General features: G+C 67.8%; 14 protein-coding genes and 1 other RNA gene. 11 read left to right on the plus strand and 4 right to left on the minus strand.

Annotated elements, in window-relative coordinates:
* The first annotated feature begins 248 nt into the window (after positions 1-248).
* From FHY18_RS19145 to FHY18_RS19165, 5 genes are all read left to right on the plus strand, one after another.
* Positions 249-638: a BlaI/MecI/CopY family transcriptional regulator gene (locus tag FHY18_RS19145; RefSeq protein WP_064509858.1), complete on the plus strand. Its 390-nt coding sequence runs from the start codon at positions 249-251 to the stop codon at positions 636-638.
* 3 nt (positions 639-641) lie between these two features.
* Positions 642-2,252 (plus strand): M56 family metallopeptidase, encoded by a 1,611-nt coding sequence (locus FHY18_RS19150; protein WP_259159132.1) that lies wholly within the window; start codon positions 642-644, stop codon positions 2,250-2,252.
* 888 nt (positions 2,253-3,140) lie between these two features.
* Positions 3,141-3,731, plus strand: a complete 591-nt coding sequence (locus tag FHY18_RS19155; protein WP_259159134.1) for a hypothetical protein — start codon at positions 3,141-3,143, stop codon at positions 3,729-3,731.
* Positions 3,732-4,031: 300 nt separating this feature from the next.
* Positions 4,032-4,880, plus strand: coding sequence for a hypothetical protein (locus FHY18_RS19160; RefSeq protein ID WP_259159135.1), 849 nt, complete (start codon positions 4,032-4,034; stop codon positions 4,878-4,880).
* Between the two features lie 57 nt (positions 4,881-4,937).
* Positions 4,938-6,053 (plus strand): saccharopine dehydrogenase NADP-binding domain-containing protein, encoded by a 1,116-nt coding sequence (locus FHY18_RS19165; RefSeq protein ID WP_259159136.1) that lies wholly within the window; start codon positions 4,938-4,940, stop codon positions 6,051-6,053.
* Between the two features lie 205 nt (positions 6,054-6,258).
* On the opposite strand, the gene FHY18_RS19170 is transcribed toward FHY18_RS19165, so the two are convergent.
* The 3 genes from FHY18_RS19170 to FHY18_RS19180 all read right to left on the minus strand — a co-directional run bounded on the left by FHY18_RS19170 (position 6,259) and on the right by FHY18_RS19180 (position 12,008).
* Positions 6,259-7,044: a DUF1868 domain-containing protein gene (locus FHY18_RS19170; RefSeq protein WP_259159137.1), complete on the minus strand. Its 786-nt coding sequence runs from the start codon at positions 7,042-7,044 to the stop codon at positions 6,259-6,261.
* 663 nt (positions 7,045-7,707) lie between these two features.
* Entirely contained in the window at positions 7,708-9,516 is a 1,809-nt protein-coding gene (locus FHY18_RS19175; RefSeq protein ID WP_259159138.1) for a ribonuclease H-like domain-containing protein, read from the minus strand.
* The gene (locus FHY18_RS19180; RefSeq protein WP_259159139.1) at positions 9,513-12,008 is read right to left on the minus strand and encodes a DEAD/DEAH box helicase; all 2,496 of its coding nucleotides are present in this window, start codon (positions 12,006-12,008) and stop codon (positions 9,513-9,515) included. Before FHY18_RS19180 ends, FHY18_RS19175 begins: the two co-directional genes overlap by 4 nt.
* 174 nt (positions 12,009-12,182) lie before the next feature.
* On the opposite strand from FHY18_RS19180, the gene FHY18_RS19185 reads away from it, so the two are divergent.
* The 3 genes from FHY18_RS19185 (at position 12,183) to FHY18_RS19195 (ending at position 13,456) form a co-directional block, all read left to right on the plus strand.
* Complete coding sequence (locus FHY18_RS19185; RefSeq protein ID WP_259159142.1) at positions 12,183-12,845, plus strand: hemolysin III family protein; 663 nt, start codon at positions 12,183-12,185, stop codon at positions 12,843-12,845.
* Positions 12,846-12,911: 66 nt separating this feature from the next.
* On the plus strand, positions 12,912-13,169 hold the full coding sequence (locus FHY18_RS19190) for a type II toxin-antitoxin system Phd/YefM family antitoxin (RefSeq protein WP_259159145.1): 258 nt from the start codon (positions 12,912-12,914) through the stop codon (positions 13,167-13,169).
* Positions 13,157-13,456, plus strand: coding sequence for a type II toxin-antitoxin system RelE/ParE family toxin (locus FHY18_RS19195; protein ID WP_259159147.1), 300 nt, complete (start codon positions 13,157-13,159; stop codon positions 13,454-13,456). The genes FHY18_RS19190 and FHY18_RS19195 overlap by 13 nt, the downstream gene beginning before the upstream one ends.
* A 122-nt stretch (positions 13,457-13,578) precedes the next feature.
* On the opposite strand, the gene FHY18_RS19200 is transcribed toward FHY18_RS19195, so the two are convergent.
* Entirely contained in the window at positions 13,579-14,664 is a 1,086-nt protein-coding gene (locus tag FHY18_RS19200) for an ATP-grasp fold amidoligase family protein (protein WP_259159313.1), read from the minus strand.
* A gap of 478 nt (positions 14,665-15,142) precedes the next feature.
* On the opposite strand from FHY18_RS19200, the gene FHY18_RS19205 reads away from it, so the two are divergent.
* The 3 genes from FHY18_RS19205 (at position 15,143) to FHY18_RS19215 (ending at position 16,772) form a co-directional block, all read left to right on the plus strand.
* Positions 15,143-15,796, plus strand: a complete 654-nt coding sequence (locus tag FHY18_RS19205) for a glutathione S-transferase family protein (RefSeq protein ID WP_259159149.1) — start codon at positions 15,143-15,145, stop codon at positions 15,794-15,796.
* A 26-nt stretch (positions 15,797-15,822) separates the two neighbouring features.
* On the plus strand, positions 15,823-16,635 hold the full coding sequence (locus tag FHY18_RS19210; RefSeq protein WP_259159152.1) for a hypothetical protein: 813 nt from the start codon (positions 15,823-15,825) through the stop codon (positions 16,633-16,635).
* Positions 16,636-16,695: 60 nt separating this feature from the next.
* A non-coding RNA gene (locus FHY18_RS19215) (sX9 sRNA) lies at positions 16,696-16,772 on the plus strand.
* The last annotated feature ends 255 nt before the right edge of the window (positions 16,773-17,027 follow it).

A 17,027-nucleotide genomic window follows, 5' to 3' on the forward strand; every position in this document is an offset into this window, starting at 1 on the left:
TTTGCCCCCGACGCCGGCCCTCTGCATCGTCTCCCTCTTCAAACGCGCTCGGCACCGCGCGTGCCCGGAGCGAGCGGCGCGCACGGCATTGCGAAGCGGAACCGCAGGCTCGTCGACCCGGCCGACCGAGCGTGCCTGTGCAGCGACACGCGGCCCCATGCCGGACATCCGACCCCCTGCCATCCGACCTATTGACGACAGCTGTAGTCAGGCCTACGGTAGCGACATCTGTAGTCATGGGGCACCACATGAGCGCGAAGACCATCGGGGACCAGGAGCTGGCCCTGCTGCAATACATCGAAGAACAGCGCCACGCCAGCGTGGGCGAAGTGGCGGCCGCGTTCGGTGAGCCGCGCGGGCTGGCCCGCTCGACGGTGCTGACCATGATGGAGCGGCTGCGCGCCAAGGGCTTCCTGCGGCGCAAGCAGGTCGATGGCATGTACCGCTACAGCGCCACCGCCGGGCAGGACGACGTGGTGCGCGGTGCAGTGGGGCAATTCGTGGAAAAGACGCTGCAGGGCTCGGTATCGCCGTTCGTGGCGTGGATGTCGCAGCGCGCCGACGAGGTCAGCGATACCGAACTGGCCGAACTCGAAGCATTGGTCGCCAAGCTGCAATCGCAGCGCAAGGAGAGCTGAGTCATGCAGAGCCTGTTCGAAGTGGTGGTGCAGCGGCTGGCGATGACCAGCCTGCAATCGGCCGCGCTGGTGGCAGTGGTGTGGCTGCTGTGCAAGGCCATGCCGCGCCTGCCGGCGTCCACGCAATGCTGGCTGTGGTGGATGGTGGGTCTGCAGGCGGTACTGGGCCTGTTCGTGGCGCCGGTCGAGCTGGCGGTATTGCCGGCTGCCGCGCCGGTGGCGCAGGCGGTAGGGGCGAGGGTGACGGCCCTGCCGAGTGCCTCGCCATCGCTGTGGGTCCGTTGGGTGGTGGCGGCCTGGTTGGCCGGTGTGGTGGTGATGCTGGCGCGTAGCGCCGTGGCGTGGCGCATCAGCCGCCGCCAGGTGCAGGCCACCGAGCCGTGCACCGACCAGGCGCTGCTGGCGGCCCTGCAACTGGCCGCCGATGCGCACGGCCTGCGCCATGCGCCGCCGTTGCGCCTGAGCGCGCAGATCGATTCGCCGCAACTCATCGGCCTGTGGCGGCCGGTGCTGCTGCTGCCGTCCCGCCGCCTGGCCAGCATCAGCGACGATGAGCTGGACATGGCGCTGACCCATGAGCTGGTGCATCTGCGTCGGCAGGATCTGCTGTGGGGACTGCTGCCGGCACTGGCGCAGCACCTGTTCTTCTTCCATCCGCTGCTGCATCTGGCTGCGCGCGAATACGCCATCGCCCGCGAAGCCGCCTGCGATGCGGCGGTGGTCGCCGGCCACGTGCGCTGCCGTCACGACTATGGCCGCCTGCTGGTCAGCCTTGGGGTGTCCGCAGCGCCGGTGGCCGGGGTGTCCAGCGCATCGCCAAGTTTTCTGAGCCTCAAGCGCCGCCTGATCATGTTGCAGAACACCAACGCCACGCCGGGGTGGGGCGCGCGCGCGCTGGTCGCCGTGGCGGTCCTGGGGGTGGCACCGCTGCGCCTGGTCGCCATGCCCGCGCCGCTGCCGTCGCCCGCGCTGCAGCCGATCGTGGTCACGGCCAGCGCAGCGCCGGCAATGCCGCACGGCATGCGCCGTGCCGATGGCGCCGAGCAACTGCACGTGCAGGCAGCGCCCGCCGCACCGGCCATGCCGGCCGCCCCTGCGGCACCGGCAAACGGCGTGCTGGCGGGTGTGCTGGATGCGCCGGACGCGCAAGACAGCTGGCAGATGGATGCCACCGGCTGGGATGCCGACGCACAGCAACGCGTACGCGACGCCATCGACGAGGCCACCCGCAGCGCGAAGGCTGCCGAGGTGGAAGCGCGCGCCGCCGCACAGCAGGCGATCGACGCGAGCGACCTGCATGCACAGATGCGGCAGGACGAGCTGCAGGCGGCGCAGGACGCATTGGCGCAGGCACGCGAGCAACTGGACTCGCTGGGACCAGAGTTGGAGCAGGCCAAGCAGGACGCCCAGCAGCAGGTGCGCGAAGCGGCGCAGCAGATCCGTGAGGTGGCGCTGCAACAACGCAACGCGCAGTACGCCTATGTCGCCGCCGCGCGTCAGGCCGCCGAGTTGAGCCGCCATCAGGCCGAAATGGACAAGGAAGCTGCACGCCAGGACCGCCTCAACGCCGCGCGTGCCCAACCTTCGGCTGCGGGCACGGACGAAGACAACTAGAGACCTGCATCACCACGGCGCGCATTGCCCTGGCAGTGCGCGCCAGATGGATCAACGCGTCGAGCACCAACCAAGCGTGAGGCAAGGCCTGCAGTCGTCAGGTGGGCGGCGCCGTGGCTGGCAGGCATGGCGCTGGTGATCGCCGATCGCCGATTGTCCTGCGCCTGCGGCGACCGGCGTGTCAGCACCGCAGCCTGTCGCCGGGCCTGACAGCGCCGGCAGCCGCTGGATCGTCCACTGACAGTGCAGGCGTTGCGTCACCGCTCCACCCGATCGACCGTTCCATCTATCGCGACCACTGCAGTGATCGCGCACACCACCTGGCGCCGTACCCACTCGGGCGGGTCAGGCCACGCGCCCGCTCATCGACTCAGCACGTGTCGACGCAACCAGCGTCGGCAACGCCGTGGCCGTGTGTTCGCTGTTCCCCATCCGCCTGGCCGCGACCGGCCGGCGGCACCCAAGTCCCCAAGGAGATCGCACATGCATCAGATCACGTTCCCACCACGGCGCCTGCGCAGTGCCTTGCTGCTTGCCCTCGGCGCGCTCGCTGCGCCCATGCTGATGGCAGCACCGGCAGCACCGGCAGCACCGGCAGCACCAACAGCAGCAACACCTACAGCAACAGCAACAGGACCATCCAGAACAACATTACCGGCAGTGGCAGCCAACGCAGCCGCGATGCCGCTACTGCCCGCGCCGGCGCATCTCGCTGCGCCACCTGCGCCACGTGCAGCTCCGGCATTTGCGCCCGGTGCTGCGCTGGTCGCTCCTTCGCCGCCATCGGCCTCTGCCACTTCCGTCGCAGCACCGGTACCGGCCGCGCCTGCACAGCCCGCGCATCCACCTGCCCGTCCCGCTCCGCCCGCTGCGCCGATCTTTCCAGTAATGCCCGCACCTAGGTCTGCGCTGTCGACGCCACGCCGAAGGCACCTCGTATCCGGCGCCATATCGACCAAAGCCGCTTGCCACAGCAGCGCGCAGGACGCCCAGGACGATGGCGATGCCTATGTGCTGGTGCAGGGCGAGCGCCATCTGATGCACGGCACCACCGACGATCTGCAGACCGCGCGTCGCTACACCAACGCCAATGGCTGGGTGCTGTGGTTCCGGGCCAACGGCGTGCAATACGTCGTGCGCGATCCGGGCCTGCTGCATCGGCTGCGCACCGGCTATGCACGCAGCCTGCAACTGCGCGCGGCCCAGGACAGGTTGCAAGCGCGCCAGCAGGCGCTTGCCGCGCAGCTGGCCGCATCCGCAGTCGGTCTGCCCGCGGCATCCGAGGCGACAGCGGCGCAACCGGCACAGGGCGCTGCCAGCGACACCCAGGCCCTGGTAGAGCAGCAGCGCCTGTTGACGCAAAGGCAGGCCGTGCTGGCCAGCAAGCAGGCCGGCGCCACGCGGCTGGCCACTCGCCAGGCGCTGAGCATCCTGCGCGAGGCACTTGCCAGCGGCCGGGCGACGCGGGTGACGGGTTGAGCGCTGCAGGAGCAAACAGGCATGGACGCAGCTTGCGGCTACCGCTGCGTTCTTCGGCGGCGCAACGTGCTGCTGCGGGCAGTGCGCCACGCCTGCAACGCCACGCATGTTTCCAGACAGCACCGGCACAAGGAACGGCAAGCAACGCTTGTTGGGGACCACGAAACCGCATGCGCGAGAACCCTGCAGTTGCCCCTGCTGCGCAGCATTGCAATCGGTAGCGCTGCACGAGGACGCAGTGCGTAGCACCTGCGCATCACACGACAGATTTGCCCACCTTATCCACACAAGGACATTCCCATGCTGCACATTCCCCCTGCATCGACGCGCGCTGGCGTGGCGGCCATCCTGGCGATCGCGCTCACCAGCGTGCTGACGCCATGTCTGGCCGCACGATCAGCCGGTCAACCCGCGCCTGCACCGGTGCCCGGTACGCAGACACCGGGCATCGCATCTGCCGCAGTCGCTGCAGTTGCCGCGACCGCGATGCCCGTCGCGCCGCACGCGCCGGCGACACCCACGCGCACGCCGTCCAGCGACGTGACCACTTACGGCCAACTCACGCTGTCCGATCACCCCGGCCAGGAGGCGTACGTACTGATGGACGGCGGCCAGGCCCTGATGCACGGCTCCACCGAAGACCTGGCCCACGCACGTCGCCTGGCCGGCAGCACCGGCGCATTGCTGTGGTTTCGTAGCGGCGGCAAGAGCTACGTGGTGCGCGATCCGGCCACCCTGCAGCGCATCCGTGTGCTGTACGCACCGGTCAGCCAGCTGGGTCAGGCCCAAGGCGCGCTGGGCGAGCGGCAGGGCCGGCTCGGCGAGCAGCAAGCGGTGCTGGGGACGCAGATGGCCGCCGTGGCCGCACGCGATGCGGCCGCTGCCGTTGCGCAGGCGCGCGCGTCGCTGGCACGCGACCATGCGGCGGCGCGCACCACCACGCCCGTCGCGCAGCAAGCCAACGCCGCCAGCCAGCGCAGCACCCGGCAGCAGATCGAGGCATTGGCCACGCAACAGCAAGCGCTCGCCGCGCAGCAGGCCGATCTGGCCACGCAGCAGGCGGCGGCAAGCGCGCGTGCAGACGGCCAGGCGCGGCAGGTCATGCGCGAGGCCCTCCGGAACGGCCTGGCAAGCCCTGTGGCGCGGTGATCGCGGCGGCCGCGGTTCGCCGATACTGCAGAGCATTGGCGCAAAAGCGAGCAGGCGATGACGTACCGGGTGGTGGTGTTGGGCGGCTATGGGCACTTCGGTGCGCGCATCGTGCGGGCGCTGGCCGCGCTGCCGCACCTGCATGTCATTGCCGCCGGGCGTCATCCCGGCGCGATCGCGGCAACCTGGCCCGAGGCTGCGCCCGGTCGTATTTCCGCATGCCGGCTGGATAGCACTGCCGACGATTTCGCCACGCGCCTGGCAGCCACCGCAGCCGATGTGGTGGTGCACACCGCCGGGCCGTTCCAGGGCCAGGACCACGCAGTGGCGCGGTGCTGCCTGCAGGCAGGCATGCACTACATCGACCTGGCCGACGGCCGCGCGTTCGTGCGCGACTTCCCGGCCGCCTTGCATGCGCTGGCACAGCAGGCCGGCCGCGTGGCGATCAGCGGTGCCAGCACCTTGCCCGCGTTGTCCAGCGCGGTGGTGGATGCGCTGTTGCCGCGCTTCTCGACCCTGCATGCCATCGGCATGGTGATCGCGCCCGCGCAGGGCACGCCGCTGGGGCTGGCCACCGTACGCGCGGTGCTGTCGTACTGCGGCACGCCGTTTACCTGGTGGAGCGAGGGCCGCTGGCAGACCGTGGTGGGGTGGGCGGGGCCGCAGCGCGTGCAGTTCGCACAGCTGGCACCGCGCCTGGCATCGCCCTGCGATGTACCCGACCACGACCTGCTGCCGCAGCGCTACCCCGGCGTGCGCAGCGTGCAGTTCCGCGCCGCGCTGGAGGTGACGTTCCTGCAGCGCTGCCTGGCCGCCCTGGCCTGGTTACGCCAGCGCGGCGTGCCGTTGCCGATGTCGCGCCTGGCGCAAGCGCTCGCACGTGCGGGGCGCTGGTTCGATCGCTTCGGCACCGACCTGGGCGGCATGCGCGTGGAGCTGGCCGGCGAGCGCGATGGACAGCCGCTCACCGTGCGTTGGGATCTCACCGCGGCGATGTTGCACGGACCGGAGATCCCCTGTTTTGCCGCGATCCTGCTGGTGCGCAAACTTGCGGCAGGGCAGGCGATGCCAAGCGGTGCGTACGCCTGCATGGGCCTGCTGACCTTGGCCGAGTTCGAGCAGGAATTCGACGCATGGCAGATGACCACCGAAGTGACGCAGACGTGGCAGTGACCGCCTGCCGCCAACCGCCAACCGCTCTCGCCACCCCACGCGTCACAAGCATCGGGACTGCACAGCGTCGAGTACGTAACGCTGTGCATCCGCTGGTGAGAGGCGACATCGCTTGCGTGCCGGCGGGCTTTGGCCGCACGAGGAGCGGCTTCCAGTGTCGTGCGGCAGGTACGCAACAAGCTGCCGCAGATGGCGTGTTTCAACCTCACACCTCCCGCACCGTCCGAAACGCCTCCATATCCGCAAACGTGCAAAAGTGAAACCGCGGGATGGTGATCGGGCCCGCTGCCGCCAGTCGCTTGAGCCAGTTGCCCACTGCAACGCGGTAGGCGGCCTGTTCTGCGCGATCGAGCGTCTGGCACAGGTAGGCCAGCGAGATATGAAACTGGAAATTGACGTAGTCCGGGCGCTGCAGGCGGGTCAGCGTCATCAGCGCCTGGCGCGCGGCTTCCAGGCGCTGTGCGGTCTGCGTATCGGCAGGGCGCAGCGGGATGAGCAGGTTGTCGTTGTTGCCGGTCCTGGCCGCAGCCGGATTCACCATAAAGCTGCACGCACCCAGCGGCGCCGCCGTGCGTTGCCTCAGCCGCGCAAGAAACTCCGCATGGATGTCGCTCAAGGCCACATCGCGCGCCAGGTCGCCTGGCCACGGCCCGCTTGCGCGGTCGATCTCGTTGACCCCGCCCAGCAGGGTGGCGTGATAACTGCTGGGCGGCAGCAGCGCGAACTTGTTCGCGAAGCCGTGCCCGGGTAGCTCGCGGTAGATATCCAGCACCCGGTCGAAACTGTCGTAGCCATCGCCCTGTTGCTGGAGATGGCCCAGAAACGTATTGCCGGCAAATGCCATCGGCCGGCGCGAGCGCAAGAACTTGCGCCCGAGATCCGGCGGCGGTGTGGCGCTTGATGCGGGCAAGGCCGAGCCCAGCAGCGAGGCGCCAGCCGCGGCCGCTACCAGGCGACGTCGGCTGATGCGTGTATCCAACAATGACGGCATGCGGCAATCCTTCAAATTCCATGTCAAGCCACGACATGCGCGATAACCCCGGCCACGTCGCAGTGCATTGGTGTGTATCGATAGCGGCGCTTGCGGCGAGCTGACGAACCGACAACGGCCGGCAGCGCAGCGCGGCGGCGATGACGCGCTGCACACGAGCCAGTGGGCAGGCCTGCAAGATGCCGGCAAACACCGCTGCAAATGGAACCGCCACGGCAAGCCTAGGACTGCCGGTAAAAACGCATATGACAACGCACCGTCTTTCGCCATGAACCCGCTGTCTTCTTCGCGAATGCGGCGATGCCTTCGTGTTGCAGCTTTTGTGGGCCCGGGCGAGCAGGTGGATGCAGGTGTAGTGTGGCCGGTCCATCCGAAGGCCGCCGATGACACGACAACCCGACGCACCGCCGCCGCATTGCGTCTTACACATCCGGCGAACGTTGCGGAGGGACAGAGCGCTGGCCCTCGCACAACGAGCGATCGCACCTGCGCATGCCGATGCCGATCACCACGTTCGACACAACGCGCACGCGGCTGCGCTTCCATGACAGGCGACAGAAGAGGGCGCCCCGGTGCCGGGCAAACATCCACCCACGCACCGCATCGCCGATATCCGGATCCGACCCGATCCGACGCCAACGCGCCTCGCGCTCGCCCAGAGGGCTACACCGACTCCATCAACGGAATCACTTCCCGGTCCTGCGCCTCCACCTCCACCAGCCGCTGCATCAGCAGCGACAGCGTCACCACGTCCTGGTGGTTGTGGTCGGCCACCCGGCGCAGGTTGCGTGCGCTGCCGCCGCGCAGATAGCTCAGCCATGCCGCCGGCGCTTCGGAGCCGGGCAGGTCGTCCTCGCGCACCACGCGCAGCAGCTGCCGCTCGATGGTGGAGAGCTTGCAGTTCTCCCAGGTGCCGCGATACCGGCGGCGGGTGGGGAACAACAGATCCACGTGATCCAACGCGGAAATCGGGTCGCCGCGTCGCGCCAGCCGGTACCGCGTCTTCAACAGCGGCGCGTCATAGCAGCGGCCGTTGTAGCTGGACAACACCGTGCGCGGCGTGAGCCAGGTACGGAACAGATCCAGCATGGCGCTCTCGGCGGCCATCGTGGACATCATCAGCTGGCGCACGCGCAGGCCGCTGCCTTGCACGGCATCGGTGCACCACTGCGCCACCCCGATCATGAAGGCGCGTGTGCCGGTGCCGCCGGCAAGGCCGGTGGTTTCGGTATCGAAGAACAGCAGGTCCAGGGGGTCGACCGCGTCCTCGCGCTTGGCAAACGCCAGCGAGAGCGCTTGGCCGGGAATCGGCTGCGGCAGGAAGGCTTCGATCAGATGCAGGCCGGGTGCGATTTCGTCGCCGGGCAGCTGCCGATCGGTGGACGCCGCGCGTACTGGCGGATGCGTCGACACCGCACGTTCGCGCAGGCCGATCATCTTGCGCAAGCCGGCGATGTCGGTGCGTTGCTGCAGCGGCGGTGCCGTGGTTGTGTTGCGCGCTGCTGGCGAGCGGCTTGCGACATCTGTCTCCACGGCATCGATTGCCTCGACATCGACATCGACATCGACATCGACAGCGGATGACAACGCCGGATTGTGGCGCACATCGTGCTCCACCCACGCAAACACCGATGCCTCGCGCGCAGGCGGTGCAGGGGTGGGCGACAGCAAGGCGCGGCGCGTAAACGTCGGGGCGGCGGTCTGTGCGCGCACATCATGCGAGCGGCCGGCCATGGCAGCATCGCGTGCAGGCGCCGTATTGCGAGCAGGCGCGCGTGCAGCAGGTGACGCGGCGCTGGACACCGCAGCACGCTGCGCACGCGTCGGTATCGCTGCATCGTCCTTGCGCGATGCAGGTGTCAGCCCGCCGACCTGACGGCGCAGCAGGCGTAGACGTTCCGCACTGACGCCCGAGGCGCTGCCAGGTGCAGGCGTTGCCTGGTCCTGCGTTGGTGGCGTCGCAATGTCGGCAGCCACGTGCGCACCGCTTGCATGCGTACCGCCTGAGATAGCGCCAACCGTCGCCGTCTCAAGGTCTGCTCGCCTGAGCAAGGCCGGCTGCGTCTGTGGCGCAGACGGCTTGGTCGCGCGCGCGCTCGCCCATGCCGGCGCCACAGCGTTCACGTCGCTCTGCGTGATCGTCGGCGTAGCAACGCGCAAGGCTTCAACACGGTGCGCTGCGTCCGCCTGACCTGGCTCATCCGACAACCGCAAGGCCGGCGTACATGCGGGCACATCGGCCGCAGCAGAGGTTGCGGCCGCTGGCACCATCGGCGCAGACGATGTGCCCGGCCTGGCTGCATCAACAGCTGTCTGCGGCATCTCACGCACAAGCGCGGCGTCGGCAGCTTTCGCACCCGCCGCTGCTGCAGCTTGCAGTGCATCGCTGTCAGCAACCACCACGGGCGCACGCACATCCGCATGCCCCGCCTGCCGACGCAGCAGCCGCAGCCGCTCTGCACTCACACTCATGCAAGCACATCCAGCGCCAGGTCGTCGTCCACCTGGGTGGCGTGCCGCAATGGCGCATCCGCATCGAACAGCAGCGACAGCACCGTCAACGCCAACGACTTGGGCGACTCGCCCTTGCCTTCCTCATGCGCGGCCAGCACCGGGCCGACGCAGGCCGGGCAGCCGGCGCTGCAATCGCACCGCCGCACCAGTTCGTCGGCGCGCTGCAGCAGCTCGGCCTGACGCAGCCACAGCGGCTCGCTCAGGCCCACCCCGCCGGGGAAGTTGTCGTACAGATACACCGTGGGCACGAAGGCCTGCTGCAGTTCCACCGCGTCGTGCTCGCCTTCTTCCACGCCGCGCAGTTGTCCACGCCCGGTCTGGTCGGCCACCGCAAACCATGCGCCGTCGCCATTGCCCACTGCCTTTTGCAGGTCGCGCGCGTCGGCCATCACTGCCACCGTGGCCACCACGTGCAGCGCATAGGCCGCACCCAGGAAACCATCCAGCGCATCCTGCTTGGACGCGAACGCCTTGCCCAGGGTGGCCTGCGGCAGCTGCCACCACACCGCAGTGGTGTGCAGTTCCTGGTCGGGCAGATTCACCGGGCCGTAGCCGATGTTTTCGTGCGTGTAATAGCGGATCTTCTTGTAGCCGGACACGCGCCGCACCACATGCACCTCGCCATGGTGCGAATCGCCGCGTCCGGCCATGCCGCCGTCGAAGCGGTCCAGCACCTTCAACTTGGTGTAGTCGATGCTGTCGGTGTAGTAGTCCACATGGGTGCGCGTGACATAGGCCTTGCGGCCTTCCCAATCCAGCCGCTCCACCTGGTACGGCGTGCTCTGCACCATGTGGATGGCGCCTTCGTACAAGGTCAGCGCCGCGGCCGAGTAATCCACCTCGGCAATGATCTGCTGTTTGCCATCGCTCTTGTCCACCACCACGAAGTTGCCGTCGGCCACCGAGCGCAGGCTCACCGCATTGGCCGGGTAGCTGTCGGCGATCCATTCCCAGCGGTCGCCTTCCTGGTGGATCACCTCGCTCTCGGCCAATGCTTCCAGGAACACCAGCGGGTCGATCGGCCCGAACGGTTCGCTGGCAATGAACGGCAGCTCGAACGCTGCGCAGCGGATGTGGTCGAACAGGATCAGCGGCTGGTCCGGCGCAATGCGTGCGTGCTCGGGCGAGGCATCGGCAAAGAAATCCGGGTGCCGCACCACGTATTGGTCCAGCGGTTGCGAGCTGGCCACCAGCACGCCCAGCGCCGGCTGCTGGCGCCGCCCGGCACGGCCGAAGCGCTGCCAGGTGGCCGCCACACTGCCGGGGTAGCCATTGAGGATCACCACGTCCAGCGCGCCGATATCCACGCCCAGCTCCAACGCAGAGGTGGACACGATGCCGTCGATATTGCCCGCGCGCATCGCGCGCTCCACCTCGCGCCGCTCGGTGGGCAGGTAGCCGCCGCGGTAGGCACGGATCCGCGCCGGCTTGCGCGGGTCGTGGTCGAAGATGTCCTTCAGATACTTGGTCAGCACTTCCACCATCAGGCGCGTCTGCGCAAACACCAGCGTCTTCAGGCCGCTCTTGATCGCGATGCGCGCGATGCGGTTGCTCTGCGAGCGTGCGGAGGCGCGCAGGCCGAGATCGGCATTGACCACCGGCGGGTTCCACAGCAACACGTGCTTGTCGCCGGTGGGCGCGCCGGACTCGGTGATCGCATGCACCTGTTCTTCGATCAAGGCCTGCGCGTGCGCATGCGGGTTGCCGATGGTGGCCGAGCACAGGATGAACTGCGGGTTGGCGCCATAGAACGCGCAGATGCGCTTGAGCCGGCGCAGCACGTTGGTGACGTGGCTGCCGAACACGCCGCGATAAGTGTGGATCTCGTCGATCACCACGTAGCGCAGGTTTTCGAAGAACTGCGCCCACTTGGTGTGATGCGGCAGGATCGCCTGGTGCAGCATGTCCGGGTTGCTCACCACGATGTCGCCATGCAGGCGGATCGCCTGGCGCGCATCGCCGGGCGTATCGCCGTCGAAGGTGAAGGCCTTCACCCCCAGTTCGCCGGCGCGGTTCAATTCCAGCAGCTCGGCCACCTGGTCCTGCGCCAGCGCCTTGGTGGGGAACAGGTACAGCGCCTTGGCACCTGCGGTCATCGCCGCGCTCACCACCGGCAGCGTGTAGCACAGCGATTTGCCCGAGGCGGTGGGCGTCACGATCGCCACATGCTCGCCGCGTTGGGTGGCCGCCCAGGCTTGCGCCTGGTGGCTGTAGAGCTGGCCGATGCCGCGCGCGCGCAAGGCGTCAGCCAGCGCGGCCGGCACATCGTCCGGAATCGGCGCGTAGCGGCCTTCGCGCCCGGGCAGGGTGAAGCTGCCGGTGATGCGGTCGTGGTAGCGCCGTTCCAGGCGTTCGGTGAGCAATGCGCCATCGCGGCTGGGCCGGCCATCGGTGGTGGCCAGCGCGCGTTCGGCGGTTTCGGTGCGGGGAGCGAGGGCAAACGGAGGCATACGGCGGCTCCCAAAGAGGGGCATGAGACAGGGGAGGTGTCTCAGGGTATGAGACCGGGGCCAAACCGGCGAGCCTGTGTCACTGAGCGGATTCAGCAAGCCGGGTATTCTGTTGCCCCCGCCGCGTCATCGTTGCCCTGCACGGCGTGGGCTCCCCCACCTTGAAGAACCGCCGTGCCCGTTCCCCCCAGTGTCACCGCTCCACACTACAAGACCCCTGCTGCCCGCCGTGCCGACGTGATCGTGCATGCCGCCGGCCTGTTCCTTGCCATCGTCGGCGGCGCCTGGATGGTGTGGCGTGCCCACGCCAACCAGACCATGTTGCTGGCCACCTGCGTGTATGCGCTGGGCCTGTTGACCATGTTCGCCTGCTCGGCGGCCTACAACTTCGCCCCGCCGCTGCGCCAACCGGTGCTGCGCAAGTTCGACCACGCCGGCATCTTCGTGATGATCGCCGGCTCGTACACGCCGTTTTTTCTGGTCGCGCTCGATGGCAGCTGGCGCTGGGCCATGATCCTGACCGTCTGGAGCGTGGCGTTGTTCGGCGTGTTCGCCAAACTGTGCCTGCCGGGTATCGCCAAGGGCTTCTGGGTGGCGATCTACCTGCTGCTGGGTTGGGCCGGGGTCGTGGTGGTCAACCAGATGATCGCCGGCCTGGACAGCGCGGTGCTCTGGCTCATCGTTGCCGGCGGCGCGTTCTACACGGTGGGCGTGACCTTCTACGTGCGCAAATCCATGGTCTACAACCGCGCCATCTGGCATGCCCACGTGCTGGGCGGTGCGCTGTCGCACTGGTGTGCGATCTGGCTGTGCCTGCGGCCAATGGGCGAAGTGTGACGGCGCAGTCTGGCGTCTTCGGGCCGGCCGCTTGCCTCGCCCGAAGTGATACTTTAATGTCACTCCATGCGCACCGAACTTGTCACCACGCTCAAGCGTCAGGCTACCGAACTCCTTGCAGCTGCAGAGCGCGACAAAGAGCCAATCCTGATCACACAGCACGGTTTACCCAGCGCCTATCTGGTGGATGTTGCCAGCTATGAGCGCATGCAGCAGCGCATGGCGCTCCTCGAAGGAATCGCCCGTGGGGAAATGGCAGTAGCGGAAGGCCGTACGCTGAGTCACGAACAGGCACAGCACCGCATGGCGCGATGGCTGAAATAATCTGGTCGGTGCCGGCGTTGGCTGATTTGGACGCGATTGCCGACTACATCGCCATTGATAACGCGCCCGCTGCAGCGGCACTGGTGAAACGGGTGTTCGCGCACGTTGAGCAATTGATCGAACACCCGGACAGCGGAAGCCGGCCACAGGAACTCAAGCGCTCGCGCTACCGCCAGATTGTCGAAGCACCTTGCCGCGTATTCTACCGAGTAGATGGCCAGCGCATCGTGGTGGTGCACGTAATGCGGTCGGAGCGCGCGCTTCGCAAGAACCGTCTCCCACGCTAAGAGCGGTCGACAGAACGACTGCCCAGCCGCCAGGCGCGCGCGGCCGGCGCTCGGTGTGGCTTGGACCACTACGCTCCGGTTTTTGAGTGCGCCGTCCACATCGCTGCGCCTGCGGTCATGCCTCACCGCACAGGCGCCCGCATGCCCATGCCAGACGCAGGCAGTCGCGCTTCCATCGGCGCGCGCCGCTGCACCCACATATCGCCCATCATCCGGTCCAGCCCGCGGTCAAGGCCGGTGACCATGCCTGCGCCCGGGGTAAAGGTGAGTTCGCCGAAGTACACCTGACCCTGCTGGATATACCAATCCACGCGCACGTAATCGAAGGCGTTTGCCAGCACCTTGCTCAATTCCAGCGCCTGTTCCAGCAGCGCCGGTGCGCACGGCGGTGAGCGGCCGTCGTCGCGGATGCGGTGGAACGGCGTGTGCAGGTTGTCGACAAAGAACGTCATCGACAGCTTCGGCGTATCGAAGCGGCCGTAGATCACCTGCAGCACGTAGTGGAACCGGCCATCCGGCTGCCGGAACATGTGGAACTTGTAATCCACCGGTACCTGTTGCGCGTCGCCGATGTACTGCTCCACCAGGATGCGTGGCGGGATGTTGTGGTAATGGATCTCGCGCTCCATGTCGGAGAAGTCGGTGCGCAGCCAGTGCTTGCACCGCGCCACGATGCGCTGCCGCTGCGCCGCATCCGGCTCATCGCGCACCACCTCCACCATGCTCGCGCCGTGATTGGCCTTGATCACCGTCTGCGCCCAGCGCGGCAGGCCCAGCAGATCGTCGGGGTTGGCGGTGTCCAGCAGCAGCGGGATCAGATGGGCCGTGCCGATCCGCGCCGCCACATACGGCCGCACCGTCACCTTGTCCGCCAGGCGCTGATACAGCGGGTAATCGCCGTGCACGCATTTGCGGTACAGCACTTTTTCGTTGAAGCAGGTGGGGTGGTACAGATTGGGCAGCCGCCCGAAGGTGTTCAGGAAATACAGCCGGTCCTGATGCCGCCAGGGCAGCGTGCGCACCAGGCAACGCGCACCCTTGCGCAACACGCGTTTGAGGGTAGGCCGGCTTGGTCTGGGGGCGGGCGCCTGCGGCAGGCGCAGCGGGCGGATGTCGCCACACGGTGCCGCCAGACCGGGGAAAAACGCGGCCCACCCCCGGCCCACCACCGTACCCCGTGCTCCGATCAGTTGCGCCTGCAACCCCATCCCTTGATCGATCATGACAGTTCCCCTCCTGGCAATAAATGTGAATTGCGTCACATAAATATGTGACTCGCTGCACGGTATACCTAAGAAGTGAGACGAGGATGGCAAAACGTCTCAATCGGCCTGATTGCGCAAAGGGATTGGCGGTTTACGCCTAAAGACACGCCCTCAACCGGGTAACCGGCCGCGACCGTTGTGCATTGCAAAAGCGATTCGGGCGGGCGGCCCGGTGCCCGGTGTTGAAGGTGTTGGATGGCGTGGGCGCGGGCGGCCAGTGGGCGGGCAGCTGGCGCCACCGCCAAGGTTGAGGTCGCCTACCCGGGCAAGGCCTCCGCGCGCGCGGTGCCCGCGGTGGTCTGTGCACGCGCAGGCGGGGCGGCAACCGGCTGGCGCTTCACTCAGGCCACGCCCGCCGCAGCCGTGGACCGTGCGGCGTACGCTATGCCCTCAGCCTCGGGCCGCAGGGAGTCTTTCACCCATGACGATCACCATCACTGCGTTCGAGCGCTCGCCCGATGGCGGCAAGGGCCTGGCCCGCGACACCCGCGTGCGCTGGGCATTGGAAGAAGCGGGCCAGCCCTATCAGGTGCGCCTGCTGCCGTTCGCCGCGCTCAGGCAACCGGCGCACCTGGCCCTGCACCCGTTCGGTCAGATCCCCACCTTCGAGCAGGATGGCTTGGCCTTGTTCGAAACCGGCGCCATCGTGCTGCACATCGCCCAGCGCCATCCCGGCTTGCTGCCGCACGACGACAACGCCCGTGCCCGTGCCACCGCCTGGATGTTTGCCGCGCTCAACACCGTCGAGCCGCCGATGCTGGAGCTGGGCAACGCCCTGCTGCTGGAAGCGGACAAACCGTGGATGGCAGAGCGCTTGCCGCTGCTGCAAAAACGCATCAACCGCCGTCTGCAGCATTTGAGCGCCCATCTTGGCGACAGCACCTGGCTGGAAGACGACTTCAGCGCCGGCGACCTGCTGATGATCTCGGTGTTGCTCCGCATCCGGCTCACCGGCCTGCTGGACGCGTTCCCGTCACTGCAGGCCTATGTCGCGCGCGGCGAAGCCCGCCCGGCCTATCAACGCGCCTTCGCAGCGCAGTGGGCGATCAACGGCGACGGTGGCGCACCGGCGTAATCGCATGCAGCGCGGCTGCAGCGGTCTTGACCACGCAGCCGCTGCACGCCAAGGTGGGCACGCGTCAGCCAGGCGCAACGGCGGCGATGACCGGCAACTGCCGTCGTCACCGCATCCACAAGGAGAGTGAGTTGAAACCGACCGGCATGATTTTTGCCGCGATCGTTGCAGTGGCCTTGGCCGGCTGCGGACGCGCACAGCAACAGACCGATGCCGCAGCAGCAGCCAGTGAGCCCGGCGGCAACGCAGCGGCGGCTCACCGCACCGCCGCATCGAGCGACCCCATGCCGGCAGCGGTTACCCGTCCAGCGGCAACCGGCGCGGACACAACGCTCTACCTGTGCGAGCGTGGCGCACATGCCTGCCCCATCAGCAGCCCGTTGGTGGCCAACTCGCAGGCAGAAGCGCAGTGGCTGCTGACCCACGGTTACCCCTCGCAGGCCGAACGCGCGCGACTGGAGCGCATGGACCTGGCCCAGCTCAAGGCCGAATCGCAGGCGGGCAATCACGCGGCAACGGTGCTCTATGGCAGCAGGACCGCGCTGAGCGGCCGCTTCCATCCGGGCCTGGCGATCCTGAGCAAGGCCGCAGCCACCGGAAACCTCTACGCCTACTACGGCCTGGCCGAGGTCTACGCCAGCGACACCGAACACAAGAATCTGGTGGATAGCGCGGCGTATCTGCGGCTGGCCTACCTGCTGGGCGATGGCAAGGCCTCCTCGGCGATCGCCGCGAAGGGGCTGAGCAGCGTCGAAAACGTCGCTGCCGACGAGCGCGCTGCAGGGCTGTACCAGACCTTCGCCAAGAACCGGCAACCGTCTCCACGGCCGCTGGAGTAAGAGCGGCCAACAACACGCCTGCGCCGCCGTCAGGCTGGCGCGGCCGATGCCCGGTGCGGCATGTGCCACGCCTGCACTCCGGTTCCGAGCGCGCCGTCCACACCCCGCTGACGACGGCCCGCTACGTGCTGTTAGCCGCCCCAAGCGTCCCTCGATGCGGGCAGGCTGAGAGACGGGTGTCATCCACCCGGCGAGGGAGACAAGCGGAGCTCTCGCGCTCGCGTTGGTGTGCCTGCCGTGTTCGGACGATCAGCGTCCCGCAGTGAGTTGCGGGATCGCAGCAAATGCCCTGGCGCGTTTGCGAAGTGCGGTCCTCCATGTGAACAGGCCAAGAGTCGCATGTTCCGGTAGCACGCCAGATGCGTTGCGGGCAGCCTGACAAGAGGCTGCCG

The organism is Xanthomonas sp. 3793 (assembly GCF_024806835.1).
GTDB lineage: Bacteria > Pseudomonadota > Gammaproteobacteria > Xanthomonadales > Xanthomonadaceae > Xanthomonas > Xanthomonas arboricola_F.